This window comes from Nocardia brasiliensis ATCC 700358 (genome assembly GCF_000250675.2).
Taxonomy (GTDB): domain Bacteria; phylum Actinomycetota; class Actinomycetes; order Mycobacteriales; family Mycobacteriaceae; genus Nocardia; species Nocardia brasiliensis_B.
Genome location: NC_018681.1, coordinates 7,651,633 through 7,668,138 on the forward strand (window position 1 = coordinate 7,651,633; position 16,506 = coordinate 7,668,138).

The 16,506-nt window shown below is 68.6% G+C and carries 17 protein-coding genes; 12 read left to right on the forward strand and 5 right to left on the reverse strand.

Annotated features, from left to right (window positions below; translation table 11 throughout):
• The first annotated feature begins 284 nt into the window (after positions 1 to 284).
• On the forward strand, positions 285 to 1,565 hold the full coding sequence (locus tag O3I_RS33995; RefSeq protein WP_081594207.1) for a lipase family protein: 1,281 nt from the start codon (positions 285 to 287) through the stop codon (positions 1,563 to 1,565).
• A gap of 68 nt (positions 1,566 to 1,633) precedes the next feature.
• Here the strand turns inward: O3I_RS33995 and O3I_RS34000 are convergent, their stop codons facing one another.
• Positions 1,634 to 3,133, reverse strand: coding sequence for an MFS transporter (locus O3I_RS34000; RefSeq protein ID WP_014987569.1), 1,500 nt, complete (start codon positions 3,131 to 3,133; stop codon positions 1,634 to 1,636).
• A gap of 117 nt (positions 3,134 to 3,250) precedes the next feature.
• Here O3I_RS34000 and O3I_RS34005 point away from each other — a divergent pair, with 117 nt between their 5' ends.
• Together O3I_RS34005 and O3I_RS34010 are read left to right on the forward strand one after the other, a co-directional pair.
• The gene (locus O3I_RS34005) at positions 3,251 to 3,925 is read left to right on the forward strand and encodes a TetR/AcrR family transcriptional regulator (RefSeq protein ID WP_014987570.1); all 675 of its coding nucleotides are present in this window, start codon (positions 3,251 to 3,253) and stop codon (positions 3,923 to 3,925) included.
• 53 nt (positions 3,926 to 3,978) lie between these two features.
• Entirely contained in the window at positions 3,979 to 5,274 is a 1,296-nt protein-coding gene (locus O3I_RS34010; RefSeq protein WP_014987571.1) for a D-arabinono-1,4-lactone oxidase, read from the forward strand.
• A 4-nt stretch (positions 5,275 to 5,278) separates the two neighbouring features.
• On the opposite strand, the gene O3I_RS34015 is transcribed toward O3I_RS34010, so the two are convergent.
• Complete coding sequence (locus O3I_RS34015; RefSeq protein WP_014987572.1) at positions 5,279 to 6,031, reverse strand: SIR2 family NAD-dependent protein deacylase; 753 nt, start codon at positions 6,029 to 6,031, stop codon at positions 5,279 to 5,281.
• Positions 6,032 to 6,128: 97 nt separating this feature from the next.
• Between O3I_RS34015 and O3I_RS34020 the strand changes: the two genes are divergently transcribed.
• The 3 genes from O3I_RS34020 to O3I_RS34030 all read left to right on the forward strand — a co-directional run bounded on the left by O3I_RS34020 (position 6,129) and on the right by O3I_RS34030 (position 8,279).
• Positions 6,129 to 7,034, forward strand: a complete 906-nt coding sequence (locus tag O3I_RS34020) for an oxygenase MpaB family protein (protein WP_014987573.1) — start codon at positions 6,129 to 6,131, stop codon at positions 7,032 to 7,034.
• 368 nt (positions 7,035 to 7,402) lie between these two features.
• Positions 7,403 to 7,816, forward strand: a complete 414-nt coding sequence (locus O3I_RS34025; protein ID WP_014987574.1) for an arsenate reductase ArsC — start codon at positions 7,403 to 7,405, stop codon at positions 7,814 to 7,816.
• 64 nt (positions 7,817 to 7,880) lie between these two features.
• The gene (locus tag O3I_RS34030) at positions 7,881 to 8,279 is read left to right on the forward strand and encodes a VOC family protein (protein ID WP_081594355.1); all 399 of its coding nucleotides are present in this window, start codon (positions 7,881 to 7,883) and stop codon (positions 8,277 to 8,279) included.
• Between the two features lie 6 nt (positions 8,280 to 8,285).
• Here the strand turns inward: O3I_RS34030 and O3I_RS34035 are convergent, their stop codons facing one another.
• Both O3I_RS34035 and O3I_RS34040 read right to left on the reverse strand, forming a co-directional pair.
• Positions 8,286 to 9,020, reverse strand: a complete 735-nt coding sequence (locus tag O3I_RS34035; protein WP_014987576.1) for a DUF6597 domain-containing transcriptional factor — start codon at positions 9,018 to 9,020, stop codon at positions 8,286 to 8,288.
• Positions 9,021 to 9,090: 70 nt separating this feature from the next.
• A complete protein-coding gene (locus tag O3I_RS34040; protein ID WP_014987577.1) occupies positions 9,091 to 9,594 on the reverse strand; it encodes a hypothetical protein in 504 nt (167 codons plus the stop codon).
• Between the two features lie 258 nt (positions 9,595 to 9,852).
• On the opposite strand from O3I_RS34040, the gene O3I_RS34045 reads away from it, so the two are divergent.
• From O3I_RS34045 to O3I_RS34065, 5 genes are all read left to right on the forward strand, one after another.
• A complete protein-coding gene (locus O3I_RS34045; protein WP_237748180.1) occupies positions 9,853 to 10,623 on the forward strand; it encodes a dienelactone hydrolase family protein in 771 nt (256 codons plus the stop codon).
• A gap of 279 nt (positions 10,624 to 10,902) precedes the next feature.
• Positions 10,903 to 12,195 (forward strand): bifunctional lysylphosphatidylglycerol flippase/synthetase MprF, encoded by a 1,293-nt coding sequence (locus O3I_RS34050; RefSeq protein WP_237748181.1) that lies wholly within the window; start codon positions 10,903 to 10,905, stop codon positions 12,193 to 12,195.
• A gap of 8 nt (positions 12,196 to 12,203) precedes the next feature.
• Positions 12,204 to 13,139 carry a threonine/serine dehydratase gene (locus tag O3I_RS34055; protein ID WP_014987580.1) on the forward strand — a complete coding sequence of 312 codons (936 nt, stop codon included), beginning with the start codon at positions 12,204 to 12,206 and terminating at the stop codon, positions 13,137 to 13,139.
• Between the two features lie 101 nt (positions 13,140 to 13,240).
• A complete protein-coding gene (locus O3I_RS34060; protein ID WP_014987581.1) occupies positions 13,241 to 13,786 on the forward strand; it encodes a thioredoxin family protein in 546 nt (181 codons plus the stop codon).
• Between the two features lie 69 nt (positions 13,787 to 13,855).
• The gene (locus tag O3I_RS34065; RefSeq protein WP_014987582.1) at positions 13,856 to 14,788 is read left to right on the forward strand and encodes a hypothetical protein; all 933 of its coding nucleotides are present in this window, start codon (positions 13,856 to 13,858) and stop codon (positions 14,786 to 14,788) included.
• Here the strand turns inward: O3I_RS34065 and O3I_RS34070 are convergent.
• Complete coding sequence (locus tag O3I_RS34070) at positions 14,785 to 15,963, reverse strand: MFS transporter (protein ID WP_014987583.1); 1,179 nt, start codon at positions 15,961 to 15,963, stop codon at positions 14,785 to 14,787. The two genes, O3I_RS34065 and O3I_RS34070, sit on opposite strands and share 4 nt — an antisense overlap.
• 83 nt (positions 15,964 to 16,046) lie before the next feature.
• Between O3I_RS34070 and O3I_RS34075 the strand changes: the two genes are divergently transcribed.
• Complete coding sequence (locus O3I_RS34075; RefSeq protein WP_014987584.1) at positions 16,047 to 16,481, forward strand: MarR family winged helix-turn-helix transcriptional regulator; 435 nt, start codon at positions 16,047 to 16,049, stop codon at positions 16,479 to 16,481.
• Positions 16,482 to 16,506 lie beyond the last annotated feature (25 nt).

Consider the following 16,506-nt stretch of genomic DNA (forward strand, 5'->3'; position numbering starts at 1 on the left):
CCGCCGAGCACTCCGATCCGGAGAACGGGACGCAGCAGTCTGTGGGCTACCCATCCCTCGGGGTGCGGAACCATCAGAATCCCGATGGCAATGCATCCCATGACATTTACCGTATCCAGGCAATGTTATCGGTTGGACCGGACGGTCCGTTCAGCCGCACCCCACCCGCGCGAAGACTGCGAACAGCGTTGTTCATTGACATCCCGGCCAGTTCCGCGTACGAATGGCCTGAAGGTTTGGCCGAAGTTGTCTCCCCCCACTTCACCTCTCAGGTCGGAGCAACGATGGCGGCACAGCGGGCACAACCGAATGCGCACCCGACGGCGAAGGCAGCACGCCGAGCGGGTCATCAGCAAATATCCGGCAGACGGCTAGGCGTCCGCCGGACACTGCGGCGACTCTCCATCGCGGCACTCGCGGTCGCGGCGGCCGGACTCGGTCACGCGGCACCCGCGGTGGCCGCGCCGATCTACCCGGTCGCCGATGGCGACGGGTTCTATTGGGCACCACCGGATGTCGGAAACTTCCAGCCCGGTGACGTGATCCGCAGCAGGCCGGTGGCCGCCAACGGGTTCCCCGGCGCGTCCGCGTGGCAGCTGCTGTACCGGTCGAGCAATTCGGCGGGCGATCCGATCGCCGCGATGACCACCCTGCTGCTGCCCCCGGGTGGCGGCATGAACCGGCCGCTGGTGTCCTACCAGCCGTTCGTCAACTCGCTGGGCCTGCAATGCGCGCCCTCACACAGCATCTTCAACGGCACCATGCAGGAGGCGCCCGCGCTGAACCTGCTGCTCGCCCGGGGCTGGGCGGTGGCCGTGCCGGATCATCTCGGACCGATGAGTTCCTACGGGGCCGCGAAGCTCGGCGGCAGGCTGACCCTCGACGGCATCCGCGCCGTACAGCGTTTCGGCCCAGCGGATCTGCGACTCAGCCCGGTGGGCATGGCCGGTTACTCGGGCGGCGGCATGGCGACCGGTTTCGCTGCGGCACTGGCCCCCGAGTACGCGCCGGAGCTGAACATCGTCGGCGCCGCGCAGGGTGGTGTCCCGATGAACATCGGCAAGCTCGCGCTCGACGTCGGCATGCAGCCGAGCCCGCTGTTCGGCCTCGGGTTCGCGGCCGCCATCGGCCTCGAGCGCGAATACCCGGGTGAACTGCCGATGGACGAGGTGCTGAACCCGGCCGGCCTGGCGTTGCGCAGCCAGCTCGCCAACGCGTGCACCCAGGAGATCATCAACGCGGGCGCCAACAAGAGCTTCGGCGACGTCTTCTTCGGCGATATGTACGCCGATCCGACGGTGGCGCGCATCCTGCACGAGAACAGCATCGAGATCTACCCGGGCGTCCCGCGCACGCCGATCTACGAGTGGCACGGCGCGAACGACCAGGTCTCCCCACAGCTCGTACGCGACGTGCTCGGGCGCTATTGCGCCGCAGGCGTTCCCGTGCTGCTCAACATGGTGCCGGGCGCCGATCACGGCACCGCGATCGCCGCGGGCGCCCCCCAGGCGTTCACCTACCTCGGCGACCGCTTCGCCGGACTGCCGGCCCCCAGTAACTGCTGAACCACCGCACACAGCACAGCGCCCGCGTTCATGGAGAACGCGGGCGCTGTGTCGTTCGAGCGGAACGCTCAATGCGCGATGACCGGCTCGCCTTCCGACGGCGCGGGCACCGTGTTCGGCATCAGCACGGCGGTGATCACCGCACCCGCCACGAAGATCGCGGTCGCCCACCAGAAGCTGGTGGTGTAGCTCTCGATCGCGGACTGCGCGACGGTCAGCGGGTCGGGCGTGCGCGAGGACAGGTAGTCCGTGGCGGCCGAGGCGGCGATCGTGCTCAGCAGCGCGGTGCCGATCGAGCCACCGACCTGCTGGCTGGTGTTGATCATGGCCGAGGCCACGCCGGCGTCCTCGTGGTGCACACCGGCGGTCGCGCCCTGGAACGCGGTCGACATCGCGCCACCGAGGCCGAGACCGAGCAGGATCAGCGCGGGCAGGATGTGCGAGGAGTAGCCGGTGTCCAGGCCGATCTGGGTCAGCCAGGCCATGCCGCCTGCCGCGATCAGGAAGCCGCCCGCCATCACGATCTTCGGGCCGAGCTTGGGCAGCACCAGCGAGGGCACGGTGGTGGACGAGACGACCATCGCCGCGACCATCGGCAGGAACGCCAGGCCGGTCTTGATCGGCGAGTAGCCCATGCTCAGCTGCATGTAGTAGGTGAGGAACAGGAAGATCGCGAACATGCCGATGCCCATGACGAACACGGTCAGGAACGATCCACCGCGGGTGCGGTCGAGCACGATCCGCAGCGGCAGCAGCGGATGCGCGACCCGGCTCTCGATCACCACGAACGCCGCGAGCAGCACCGCACCACCGATGAGGAAGGTCAGCGTGACCGGGTTCGTCCAGCTGGTCGACTCGGCGTGGGAGAAGCCGTACACGATGCCGAACAGCGCCGCGGTCACCACGACGGTGCCGGGGATGTCGAGCTTGGGCCGCTCGTTGGTGACGTGCTTGGCCAGCAGCAGCACCGCGCCGACCAGGGCCACGGCCGCGAACGCGAGGTTGACGAACATCACCCAGCGCCAGTTGGCCCATTCGGTGAGCATGCCGCCGAGCAGCAGGCCGATCGCGCCACCGGCGCCGGCGACCGCACCGAAGATGCCGAAGGCCTTGGCACGCTCGGACGGTTCGGTGAAGGTCACGGTGAGCAGCGAGAGCGCCGCGGGCGCCAGCAGCGCGCCGAAGACGCCCTGCCCGACGCGGGCCGCGACCAGCATCTCGAAGCTGGTGGCCGCGCCGCCGACGGCGGAGGCGCCGGCGAAGCCGATCAGGCCGATGATGAAGGTGTTGCGGCGGCCGAACAGGTCACTGAGGCGACCACCGAGCAGCAACAGGCTGCCGAACGCGAGTGCGTAACCGGTCACGACCCACTGCCGGTCCCCGTCGGTGAAGCCGAGGTCGCGCTGCGCGGCGGGCAGTGCGATGTTCACGACGGTGGCGTCGAGCACCACCATGAGCTGTGCCACGCCGAGAGTGGCGAGCACCCACCAGCGCAGGGCGTGCGAGCCGCGACGGCCCTGGTCTGCTTTCGCGGGGGCGGGTGCCCCACGGTCGAACGTGGTAGTCATGTGTCCCCTTTGTCTCGAGTATTGATGCGGAGTTGGCGTCTCCGGTTACCGTGAAAAGCTACCACCATAACGGAGAGAACGCCTCCGCTTAATCCCGATACTTGTTAGGATGTGGGTGTGAATCACGCCACGGCACTTTCTCCGCCCCGCCGCCTGCGTGCCGATGCCGCGCGTAATCAGCAGCGGATCATCGCCGCCGCGCGCGAGCTGTTCGCCGACCACGGACTCGAGATCACCCTCGACGACGTCGCCGAGCGGGCGGGTGTCGGCGTCGGCACCGTCTACCGCCGGTTCGCCAACAAGAAGGACCTGATCACCGAGGTCTTCGAGCAGAACCTGCGGGAGTTCGCCGAGGCCGCCGACGCCGCCTACCGGCACGCCGATCCCTGGTTCGGCCTGGTCGAGTTCTTCGAGTACGCGTGCCGGCACATGGCGGTGAACCGCGGTTTCAGTTCGGTCATGCTCGAACTGGAAGAGGACAACATCGACCGCTTCGTGGTCGTGCGCGACCGGATCAAGCCGACCGTGACGGCCATCGTGGATCGGGCCCGCGAGGCCGGCGTGCTCGCTCCCGGCGTCGAGCCCTCCGATTTCTTCGCGCTGATCCACATGGTCGACGGCATCGCCGAGTTCTCCCGGTCGGTCAATCCCGATGTCTGGCAGCGCTACATGGCGATCGCCCTGAACGGCGTGCGCGCGGACAGCACCCCGCGCCAGCAACTGCTCGTCCCCCCGCTCACCGACGTCGAGGTGGAGCAGGCGAAGGGCGCGTGCACGGGCCGCCGAAGGTAACAACTACGTTATAGAAAGCCCACATCAGGAGGGCATCCCCTACAGTTGGTCACATGACCAACTCGTGGGTGAACTGGGCTGGCGATCAGCAGTGCGCACCGGCAATCGTGGCGACGCCGCGCAGCACTGACGACATCGCCGAGATCCTCGCTCGCGCCGCCGATGCCGGACAGACCGTCCGCGTCGCCGGAGCCGGGCATTCGTTCACCGACGCCGTCCTGACCGACGGCGTCCTGCTCGACCTGTCGAAGCTCGATCGCATCCTCGACGTCGACACCGCCACCGGGCGCGTCCGGATCGAGGCGGGCAGCACCCTGAAGGCGGTGAGCAACGCGCTGCACGCGCACGGCCTCGCGTTTCCGAACCTGGGCGATATCGACGTGCAGACCGTCGCGGGCGCTACCGCGACCGGCACCCACGGCACCGGTGCGACGCTGCAAAACCTCTCGGCCGCACTGCATTCCATCGAACTACTGCTCGCCGACGGCAGCACGGTGGAACTGAACGCCGAGACCGACCCGGACGGCTGGCGCGCGGCCAGGGTCAGCGTCGGCGCGCTCGGCATCGTCACCGCGGTGACGATGCAAATGGTGCCGTCGTTCGTACTCGAGGGCGTCGAGCGCCCGATCCCGCTGGAAGACGTACTCGCAGAACTGGATACGCACGTCGACGGCAACCAGCATTTCGAGTTCTACATGTTCGCGCACAGCCCGCTGGCGCTGACCAAGCGCAACAACCCGGTCGAACTGGCCGAGCAACCGCGCGGCAAGACCGTCGACTGGTTCGCCGATATCCTGATGTCCAACTACACCTTCGACGCGCTGTGCAAGCTGGGCCGCTGGCAGCCGCGCATGGTGCCGTGGATCCACAAGGGCGCCGCCTACGCGGGCAGCTATCGTCGTCAGGTCGATCGGTCCTACCGGGTGTTCGCCTCGCCACGACTGGTCCGATTCACCGAGATGGAGTACGCGATCCCGCGCGAGCACTCCGCCGCGGCGATCCGCGAAATCAAAGCGCTGGCCACGAATTTCGAGACGCCGATGCCGATCGAGGTGCGCTGGGTCGCCCCGGACGACGCGTTCCTCTCCCCCGCGGGCGGCCGCGAGACCTGCTACATCGCGGTGCATCAGTACCGCGGCATGGCCTACGAGCCGTATTTCCGTGCCTGCGAAGCGGTTTTCGACAAGTACCACGGCCGGCCGCACTGGGGTAAGCGGCACTTCCAGACTGCGGATACGTTGCGCGAGCGCTACCCCGACTGGGATCGCTTCGCCGAGGTACGCCGCCGCTTGGATCCGAAGGGTCGTTTCAGCAACGGCTACGTCGACCGGGTGCTCGGCCCGCTCTGACCGATCACGTTCCCGCCGAGAGGATTTCGGTGACCAGCCGCGGCACCGCCGTGCCGATGGGTTCGCGGACGAGCTCGGTCGCCATCGAGTCGTACGGGGTCGGCTCGGCATTGACGATGACGAGATCGGCCCCGTTCTGCACGGCGACGGCGCACATCGACGCCGCGGGCTCGACCTGCAACGAACTGCCGATCGCCAGGAAGATATCGCTGGTTTCCGCGGTGAGCGCGGCCTTGGTCACGGCGCGCCGGTCCAACTGCTGGCCGAACATGATGGTGGCCGCTTTCAGCACGCCGCCGCAGTCCGGGCACGGCGGATCGGCCTCGCCCGCCGCCACTCGCGCCAGGGCGTCGGCCATCGTGGCCTGGTAATCGCATTCGACGCAGACCACCTCGAACATGTTGCCGTGAATCTCGATCACCCGGTCCGGCGGGAACCCGCCGCGCTGGTGCAGCCGGTCGATGTTCTGGGTGATGATGGTGACCGCCCGCCCAGCCCGCGCCAATTCGGCGAGCGCCCGATGGGCGGCGTTGGGTTGCGCTTGCCAGGCCGGGTTGTCCCGGCGCGCGAGCCACGAGCGCCGGCGCAGGTCGGGGTCGGCCAGGTAGCTGTCATACGTCGAAAGCAGTTCGGCGATCGGATCTTTCGTCCACACGCCACGCGGGCCCCGGAAGTCGGGAATGCCCGAGTCGGTCGAGATACCCGCCCCGGTGAGCACGCCGATCCGGCCGTCGCGACTGCGCCACTCGCTCGTCATAGCACCCAAGCGTAGGTCGCAGGCGACCCGAAGATGATGAGAGAATGTTACTCTGATTATCTCATCGCCTGAATGCTGCTGATCAAGGGAGATCACGATGACCGCCGCCCTCGAAGCCACCCATCCAGCGACGCTGCCGCCCCGCCGCCCGTTCGAACCGGGCAGCCGACTGTGGGACGAGACCGGCCTGATCACGTTCTCGCTGACCGCGGGCTCGGCGTTCCTGCTGCAGACCATGGAGCCGAGCATCTCGGCCGTCGTCGACGAACACTCCACCTTCCGCACCGACCCGATGGGCCGCGCGGTACGCAGCATCGCGTCGGTGATGATGTGGATCTACGGCGGCGAAGAGGCCATCGCCGAGGCCGATCGGCTGCGCACCATGCACGCCTCGCTCAACACCACCGACGCGCACGGCGTCCGGCACAAGGCGCTGTCGTCGGGACCGTGGGCCTGGGTGTTGCACACCGGCACCTTCGCGTTCGCCGAGAACGCCAGGTACTTCGCCCGCAATCCGCTCACGGACGCGGAAAAGGAAGCGGTCTACCAGGAGATGGTGCAGCTCATGCGCAATTTCTCGGTGCCGCCCAAGGAGATTCCGGCGAACTATCGGGAGTTCGAGCAGTTCTTCGCCGACCAGGTGGCCGATCACCTGGTGGCCACCGACACCGCCCGCGACTACCTGCGGGTGATCCGCTCGGTCGCGCCGCCGAAGCAGCTGCCGCGGGTGCTCGCGCCGGTCTGGCGGCGCGCGGCGGCCCCGATCGGGCGGATGCAGTACTTCGTGACGGTCGGCACCACGCCCGAGGTCGCCCGCGACAAACTCGGGCTCACCTGGACCGCGGCCGACGAGCGGAAGCTGCGCGCGCTCGGCTGGGTGCTCGCGCGCACGGTCCCGCTGCTGCCGGAGCGGGTGCGCTACTTCCCGATCGCCTTCGAAGCGCGGCGGCTGGAGCGCGACCGGCTGCGGTTGCGCAAGATGATCGATTTCCGGCCGATCTGAGGCACGTCGACCGGTCCGACTCCTCCGTTGTCCGTCAACGGTTTTCACGAACTCCACCGCACGGGCCGCGCTGTTCCGACGACAGCGCGGCCCGCGCCGTGGAAATACCGACCAGTCCGGAGCTGACCCCGGCCGCGCTGCGCCTGCCGCCGCGCTGCTCCGATTATCGCTGTGTAGCAACAACTTCGATGCCCCGACCGGCATCGCGCTCCCGCCACGGCAGGCGGCGGCCCGGTGCGCGGTAACGATCTTCGCCACGCTGGTATACGTATCCCGTACGCTTCGACAGCGTTTCGATGACACCACGCCGGACGATCGGTCCGGCGGCACCGCATACCCTTGCTCAGCTCACCTCGAAAGGCGCCTCTATGCCGCACAAGCCCAGCGTGCTGTTCATCTGCGTGCACAACGCAGGCAGATCGCAGATGGCCGCAGGGTTCCTCAGCGCGCTGGCCGGTGACCGCATCGAGGTCAGAACCGCGGGCAGCGCACCGGCCGCCGCGCTCAATCCGGTCGCGGTCGCCGCCATGGCCGAGGTCGGCATCGACATCGCCGGCCGCACCCCCAAGCTGCTCACCATGGACGCCGTCGGCCTCTCCGATGTCGTGGTGACCATGGGCTGCGGCGACGCCTGCCCCTTCTTCCCGGGCATCAGCTATCGCGACTGGGTCCTGCCGGACCCGGCCGAGCAGACCATCGATGTCGTACGCACCATCCGCGACCGCATCCGGATCCTGGTGGAGAACCTCATCGCCGAGCTGGTGCCCGCCCCGGCCCGCTGACCGTCCGGCGGCGTTGTCCGATTCGTTCAAGACCGCGGTGGACGCGGCTGGCTACCGTTCAGGTATGACTCCTCAACTCGACGTCGCCGGCCTTGTCGTCACCGATATGAGCGCCTCGGTCGCGTTCTATCGGCGGCTCGGCCTCGACTTCCCCGAAGGCTCGGAAGAGGCGCCGCATGCCGAGGCGGCGCTGCCGAACGGGCTGCGGCTGGCCCTGGACACCGAGGCCACCGTCAAGTCGTTCCACCCCACCTGGACACCCCCGAAGAGCGCGGGCCGGATCGGCTTGGCCTTCCGGTGCGCCGATCCCGCCGAAGTGGACGCCGTCTACACCGATCTGGTCGACGCGGGCTACCACGGCGAGCTGAAGCCGTGGGACGCGTTCTGGGGCCAGCGGTACGCGGTCGTGCTCGATCCGGACGGCAACGGCATCGACCTGTACGCCGCGCTGCCCACCGCCTGAAGCGGGTCAGCCGACACTCGCCTGGTCCGCGGCGGTTCCCGATCGAGTCAGCACCTGCCCCAACGGCATTCCGGTGAGATCGCGGACCTCGCGCGCCAGATGCGCCTGATCCGCATAACCGGCGCCGACCGCGGTCGCGGCGAACGACACGCCCGCGCGGGCCTGCGCCAGCGCGCGCTGCAGGCGCAGTACCCGCGCCAGCGTCTTGGGACCGTAACCGAAGGCGGCGAGCGAACGCCGATGCAGCAGCCGGGCATTGAGCCCCACCGCGGCCGCGGTCGCCCCGACGGACCAGCCCGCGTCCAAGGCCGAGACCACCCGCCGGAGCACCGGATCGGGCGGCGGCACCTCGGTGGCGCGCCGCAGGACGATCGCCTCCATGGCCGCCAGCGGATCCGAAGCCTCGGTCACCTGGTCGGCCAACTGCCGTACCGACGCCGACGACCAGATCTGCGCCAGTTCGACGCGCTGGTCCCGCAGTTCCGCCGCGGGCACCCCGAGCAAGGCGGGCGCGGTGCCGGGAGCGAAGCGCAACCCGGCATACCGGGTATCGGCCGCGACCACGGGCCGGAAAGCCCGGGTATCGGGTCCGGCCACCATCAGTCGCCCGCCGACCCACAGCAGATCCATACAGCCGTCCGGCAGCACCGGCACGGTGGCGTCCCGGGCGGTCACCGTGCGGGTCCACGCCACGGCCGATGCGAACCGCGACGGCCGCTCCCGGTACCCGCCTGCGCCCATGACTCGACGCTACCGGTACCCACCGACAGAGTCGCCTACGCTGCCCGCCCGCCGAGCAGGGCAGGCCGACTCAGCGCTGCGGCGGCACCGGAAGCACGCCGCGCGGCACCACCCGGACGAACGGCGCGGGATGGGCGGCCGCGATGCTCGAGTCGGGGTCCTTGCACCCCACGGTGACATCACCGGCGGGCGCGGCGGAAAACGTCCACACCGTGACCCAGTCCTTGCCATCGACCGTTTCGGTCTTTTTCGCGTCGCTGGATCGGAGATCTTCGTTCCGGCCGGAACTGTCCACCGCGGTGCAGCGCAACGCATTCGCGGCGGCGCCCCAGTCCGCGGGCACCCGGATATCCATCACCGCGTCGGCGGGAATCGGGACCTTTTTGGTCTCGCCGAGCGCGATTCGCACACCGCCCGCTTCGTCGTCATTGTTCGAATCGGCGGCCGGAGCGGCGGAACTCGAGGTCGCCGCACCACTCGACGAGGTCGATTCCCGGCTCGCCGACTTGTCGTCGGAGCACCCTGCCACCGCCACGGCGACCAGCGCCGGAACCACCAGCCAGCTCAATTTCACGAGTCAAACCTCTCGTCGCGCCCATTCACCAGGCGATTGGTACGGATCGGCGATCGAACACGGTGACGTAATCGCGCGGACCCCGCGGGCGCTGGTGAAACGTGACCACTCGGGAGCCGTACAAGGCACCGACAGAGAGCATGTCAACTCCGGCGGCGAATAGCGGGTACACACGCCCGAAATCAGTGAGATATGCGGTAATTTGCCGAGGTAATGACGGGTCGACCGCCGCCGTCATTCCTCCGTAGACTCGCTCCGGTGACTTCCCCTGTGGCTTTTCAGGCGATCGATATTCCACTCCCCGACGGCACCGCGGACGCTTACTTCGCCCATCCGGACGACGGCGCCCGCCACCCCGGCGTACTGCTCTACATGGACGCGTTCGGCTTGCGTCCCTACCTGCGCGAACTGGTGGAGACCATTGCGGCGCAAGGTTTCAGCGTGCTCGCGCCGAACATCTTCTATCGCACCGGCCGCGCGCCGGTGCTGCCCATGCCGGACCTCACCGAGCCCGACGCGGGCGCGAAGTTCTTCGCCGAACTGGCGCCGGTGCGCGCCGCCCTCACGCCCGAGGGCGCCCTCCAGGACGCGCGGCACTATCTGGACTGGCTCGCCGCCGCCCCGGCCGTGACGCCGGGCCCGGTGGCCACTACCGGCTACTGCATGGGCGGGCGGCTCGCGTTGCGCACCGCCGCCGCGTTCGGCGATCGCATCGCCGCCGCGGCCAGCTTCCACGGGGGCAACCTGGCCGCCGCGGACCAGCCGGACAGTCCGCACTTCGCGGCGCCGGGCATCACCGCGGAGGTGTTCGTCGCGCACGCCGATCAGGATTCGGCCATGCCGCCCGAGCAGATCTCCCGCCTCGAGCAGGCGCTGGACGCGGCGGGCACGCGGTACACCTCGGTCGTCTACTCCGGCGCACCGCATGGTTTCACCATGCGGGACGTCCCGGTGTACCGCGAGGATGCCTACCAACGTCACCTGGACGATCTTGTGACGTTGTTCCGTCGTTCGCTCTCCGCGGAATAAGACTGAATCATCCTATGTTTCGTCTGGGGTCGGCCTCGACCCCAGCAACCGCGGGATCGTGCCGTCACGCGACCAACCGGCCGGTTTTCGGGGACCGCTGTTCCCCGTTACCGCCGGTTCCGCTTAATGTTGTTCGGTAGGCGATCATCGGGAGGACCACATGGCGAAGCTGGTGGGGATGTGAGCGAGGAACGCGCAGCGGCCGCCGTGCCCGCGCGCATAGCGACGCGAATCGGATACCGGCAAGCCGCTTTCCCGGCGGACTCGTGGGTACGGCCGGTGTTTATCGGTGTGGCCCTGGCGCTCAGTGTCCTGCTCGTGTACGAGGCACATCAGGCCGCCAACCACGGCGTCGACCACGCGTGGTTTGTCGCCGTCTCGCTCGCCGGTGTTTTCGTGGCCCGCGGGCTGCACCTGCGCAGGCCGATCACGCTGGCCCACTTCGCGGTCGCGCTGCTGGTCCTGGCCATCGCCCATCTCGCCTACCGCGCGGAGCATCCCGGCTACGGTTTCGTGCTGCTCGCCTCGAGCGGTTTCCTGCTGGTGCTCCCGCAGTCCAGCAGGCCGCAGCCCGATCAGCTGTACCGGGTCGCCGAACTCGTCGGCCGCACCGAACGGGATCCGCTCGCCCCCTTCGCGCTGCACTCCTCGAAAACCTACTTCTTCAACGCGGATTCGACCGCGGGCGTCGGCTATCGGGCCCGCTTCGGTATCGCCGTGGTCGCGGGCGACCCGATCGGTGACCGCGCCGCCTTCCCCGCACTGCTCACAGAGTTCTCCGAATTCGCGCTCAATCAGGGCTGGCGCATCGCCGTGCTCGGCGCGAGCCCGGAGCTGGCCGAGCTGTGGCGCGTGCGCGCGCTGGAACACCGTGGGCTGCACGCGGTTCCGATCGGGCGCGACGTGGTGCTCGAGGTCGACGATTTCGCGATGGTCGGCCGGCATTTCCGTAACCTGCGCCAAGCCGTCAGCCGCACCCGCAATTTCGGCGTCACCACCGAGATCGTGGACGAGTCGGCCCTGACCGATACCCAGCGCGCCGAACTGCTCGGCATCGTCGACGAATGGGGTAAGGGCAGGCAGACTCGCGGCTTCTCGATGATCCTCGACCATCTGCTGGACGGCCGGAACCCGAACATGCTGGTGGTCATGGCCAAGGACGCGGACGGCACGGTGTCGGGTTTCCAGCGCTACGGCATCTCCGGACGCGGCCGCGAGTTGAGCCTCGACGTGCCGTGGCGGCGTAAGGGCGCCCCGAACGGCCTGGACGAGCGGATGATCATCGATCTGGTCGACTACGCCCGTGCGCACGGCATCAAGCGGATCTCGTTGGCCTTCGCGCCTTTTCCGGAACTGTTCGCCGACAAAGAGAAGTCCCGCATCGGGAAGCTGCTGTACGTCCTCGTGCACCTCGGCGATCCACTCATCCGGCTGGAATCGCTGTATCGGTTCCTGCGCAAGTTCCATGCGCTGTCCGACCAGCGGTACGTGCTGATCCGCTGGCGCGAGGTGCTCATCGCGGCCGCCGCACTGCTTACCCTGGAGTTCGCACCGCACCGCCGCGAACACTGAGGAGCACAATGGAACTCGGCCACACCGATATCAAGGCCGCCGTCGCGCGGGTGGCACACCGGGTGCGGCCGATCACCCTCGCGCCCGCCGGCGACGGTGCGGGAGATCTGTGGTTCGCGCTGGAACTGCTCCAGCACACCGGCAGTTTCAAGGTCCGCGGTGCGCTGAATTTCCTACTGGCGCACCAGGAGAACGGCACCCTGCCCCCGGCTGGCGTGACGATCGCCTCGGGCGGTAACGCCGGGCTCGCCTGTGCCTGGGCGGCCCGGACGCAGGGTGTCGAAGCCACCGTGTTCCTGCCCGCCACCGCGCCGGAGGTGAAGGTGCGGCGGCTGCATTCCTATGGCGCCACAGTGCATCTGGTCGGCACGCAGTACGCGGACGCGCTGGCGGCGAGCCAGGATTTCGCGGCCTCGACCGGTGCGCTGCTGTCCCACGCCTACGACCATCCGTTGATCGCCGCGGGGGCGGGCACCCTCATGGTGGAGATCCAGCAGCGGATGCCCGACCTCGACACCGTCGTGGTCGCGGTCGGCGGCGGCGGATTGTTCGCCGGAATCGCCACCGCCGCAGACCATTACGGCATCCGCACGGTCGCCGTCGAACCACGGAACTGCCGCGCGTTGCACGCCGCCGTCGAGGCCGGCCGCTTGGTCGACGTCCCCGTCGACTCGATCGCCGCCGACTCCCTCGGCGCCCGCCGCGCCACCGCCTTGGCCTTGCACGCCGCCCAGCACTACCACGTCGACTCGATCCTGGTAGACGACGAAACCATCATCGCCACCCGCCGCACCCTCTGGGAGAACCACCGCCTCGCCGTCGAATACGGCGCCGCCACCGCCCTAGCCGCCCTCCACTCCTCCGCCTACACCCCAGCACCCAACGAAAAGGTCTGCGTCATCCTCTGCGGCGCAAACACCAACCCCGCCGACCTCGCGAGTTGATCAGGTAGCGAACGGCTGTCGGGGGGCTGATTCGCGGGGCGGGTTGGGGGTGGCGGGATTATGCTCGGGGCGTCTTCGATCCCGACGGAAGGCATGGCGCTATGGCGCTTGCATCGTTCATGGTTCCGCTCGGCACGCCGGCGCCGGATTTCGCGCTGCCGGATCTCGATCAGCGGGTGCATTCGCGCGCGGATTTCGCGGGTGGTCCAGGGCTGCTGGTTGTGTTCGCGTCCAATCATTGTCCGTATGTGAAGCATGTCGAGTCGATGCTGGGCGAGGTGGTGGACTCGCTGCCCATGCCCGCGGTGGCGATCTGCAGCAACGACGCCGGGATTTCCCCGGACGACGCCCCGATCGGATTGCGTGACCAGGCGATTCGGGCCGGGTGGACGTTTCCGTATCTCATCGATGAGACACAGCAGGTCGGCCGCGCCTTTCGCGCCGCGTGCACGCCGGACTTCTTTCTCTACGACGCGAACCTGGCACTGGCCTACCGCGGCGCGCTCGACGAATCCACCCCGGGCAACGGAAAGCCGGTGACCGGCAAGGAATTGCGGTCCGCCATCGAGACGGTCCTGGATGGCGCGCCGGTGCCGGAACCACACCGGCCGAGCATGGGGTGTTCGATCAAGTGGCGCGAGAGCTGAACCCGGCGCCCGCTGATGCGGGACAATAACCGCGGACAACGTCGCAGGCCGCACGGCCGGAGGAAAGGGGTGGGGACGTTGGCAACGATCGTCCTCGTACACGGCATCGCACAGGAGCAGGCGTCGGCCGACACGCTGGAGGCCCAGTGGTTGCCCGGCCTCGCGGGCGGGGTGCGCAACCACGGCGACCTGGAACTCGCCGATCGCCTGTGGCGCAACGGAACACCGGGTGACATCTCGACCAGGATGGCGTTCTACGGCAATCAGTTCCTGGCCGAGGGAGCGCAGGGCGGCGCCGTCGGCGATCTCGACGACGAACAGCTCGAGCTGATGGAACAGCTCGCCGAACTGTGGTTGGCGACTGCCGCCGAGCACGCGGGCGACCAGCGGGATCGGTTGACCGCGCAGCGCCTCACCGCGGTGGTGCCGCCGGAGGCCAAGCCGCAGGGACCCAAAGCCGCACTGCGCCCGGCACTCAACGCCTTGGTGCGGCTGCGCTGGTTCGCGCCGTTCGGCATCGGGCTCGCGGAAAAGTTCGTGGTGCGCGCGCTGTCCCAGGTGGCCCGCTATTTCACCGACGAGAACGTGCGCGAGTACGCGCAACAGCAGGTGCTCGCGCAGGTGGGGCCGGAGACCGAACTGGTCGTCGCGCACTCGCTCGGCTCGGTCGTCGCCTACGAGGCACTGCACCGCGTCGACCAGGAGGTGACCCTGCTGACCATGGGGTCCCCGCTCGGCCTGCGCACCGTCATCTACGAGCGGCTCCGCCCGCAACCGGCCACGGTCCCGAAAGCCGTTGCCGCTTGGCACAATCTGGTGGACCGCGACGATCTGGTCGCCGCGCATCTCGATCTCACCCCGTTCTTCCCGCCGTTCCCCGGTGCCGGGGTGGTGCCGGTCACCGAGGAACCACTGGACAACGGCGCGAGCCCGCACGACTCGACGCACTATCTGACGAAGGCGATCACGGGCGGCATCGTCGCGAAAGCACTGACCGCTTAACGCTGCTCGGCCAGCTCCGGCGCGGACTCGGCAACCTGTTCGCGGTCCCGCCAGAGCAGCACCAGCGCGAGAACCAGGCCCGCCAGCGTCAGCACCGCGCCCACGAGGGGAATCGCCCGCAGACCCGAACCGTCGCCGAGCACCCAGCCACCCAGCCGACCCGCACCGGCGGCCGCCAGCTGGAAGCCGGAGGCATTGACCGCGACGGCCAGGGTCGGCGCGGCGGCGGCCGCGGCGATCACCCGCGTCTGCATGCCGGGAACGATCGCGAACGCGAGCGCGCCGATCACGAAAGTCAGTAGCACCGCGGCGATTCGGCCGCTGCCGAGCGCCCAGAACAGCAACAGCGCCACGGCGAGCACCGCGAGCAGGCTCGCCACCGCCGTCCGGGTGCGGTCGGCGAGCCATCCGCCCACCTGATTGCCGACGACCGCACCCGCCCCGTACACCAGCAGCAGGACCGGCACCGCACCCGCGCCGAATCCACTGAAATCGGTGAGCAACGGTGTGATGAAGGTGAAAACGGTGACGACACCGATGTTTCCGAGCACCGTCAGCGCGATCGCCGACCAGACCGCGCGGTCGCCGAAGACGCGCAACTCCCCGAATACCGATTCGGCGGCGGTTCCGGGCGCGTCCGGCAGGTACCGCAGCACCACAGGCAGCGCGAGACCCACGCACAACGCCACCGCGACGAAAGTCGCCCGCCAGCCGAAACTTTGGCCGATCAGCGCGCCGATCGGCGTGCCGAGCACGATCCCGAGGTTCAGGCCGAGCGCTACCCGCGCGACCGCGGTGGCTTCTTTCCCGGGTTCGGCCGTCGACACCGCGGTCGCGATCGCGACCGCGAAGAAGGTGGCGACGATCAGTCCGGCGGCCGCCCGCATCGCGAGCAGCACAGGGTAATTCGGCGCGAGGGCCGAGCCCAGGTTGGCGAATATCGCGAACAGGACCAGCCCGGCGACGAGCCGCCTGCGCGACATCCGCGCGGTCAGCATGGTCACCACCGGCCCGCCGACGATCATGCCGATTGCGTAGGCGGTCACCAGCATGCCCGCGGCGGGCACCGAAACCGATAGTCCGCCGGACACTTCCGGCAGGATCCCGGCGATCACGAACTCTCCGGTCGTCAGACCGAAGACCACCAGCATCAGGGACAGGACAGCAGGGCGCATCAGAGCATCCTCATATAGTTCTAACTCAAATGATACGAACTAGAACTATCACAGTTCGAACGATGCGCGCTAGACTCGGAGCAATGAAGCGCCGACCCCAGCCGCCCGTGGAGACCGAACTCGACCGGGACGTCTGCAAACTCGTGCACCGCTTCACCCACCGCCTCGATCAGCACATCCGCCGCGTCGCCGAGCGGTTGGACCTGACGCCGTCCCAGGTCATCGCCCTGCGCGAACTGTCGGAGCCGATCACCGCGCGCGAACTCGCCACCCGGATGTCGTGCGAGCCGTCCAACGCGACCTTCGTCCTGGACCGGCTCGAGGAACAGGCACTCATCCGCCGCGAGCCGCACCCGAGCGACCGGCGCGCCAAGCAGATCGTGCTGACCCCGGCGGGCACCCGGCAGCGGGCGCTCGCGGTCGAGTTGCTCAATGCGGACTCGCCGCTGACCTCGCTCACCGCCGCTCAGCAGCGCGCGCTGCGCGATCTACTCCAGGTCATGGCCGCCGAAGATTGACACTTGATATAGACATACGGCCGAA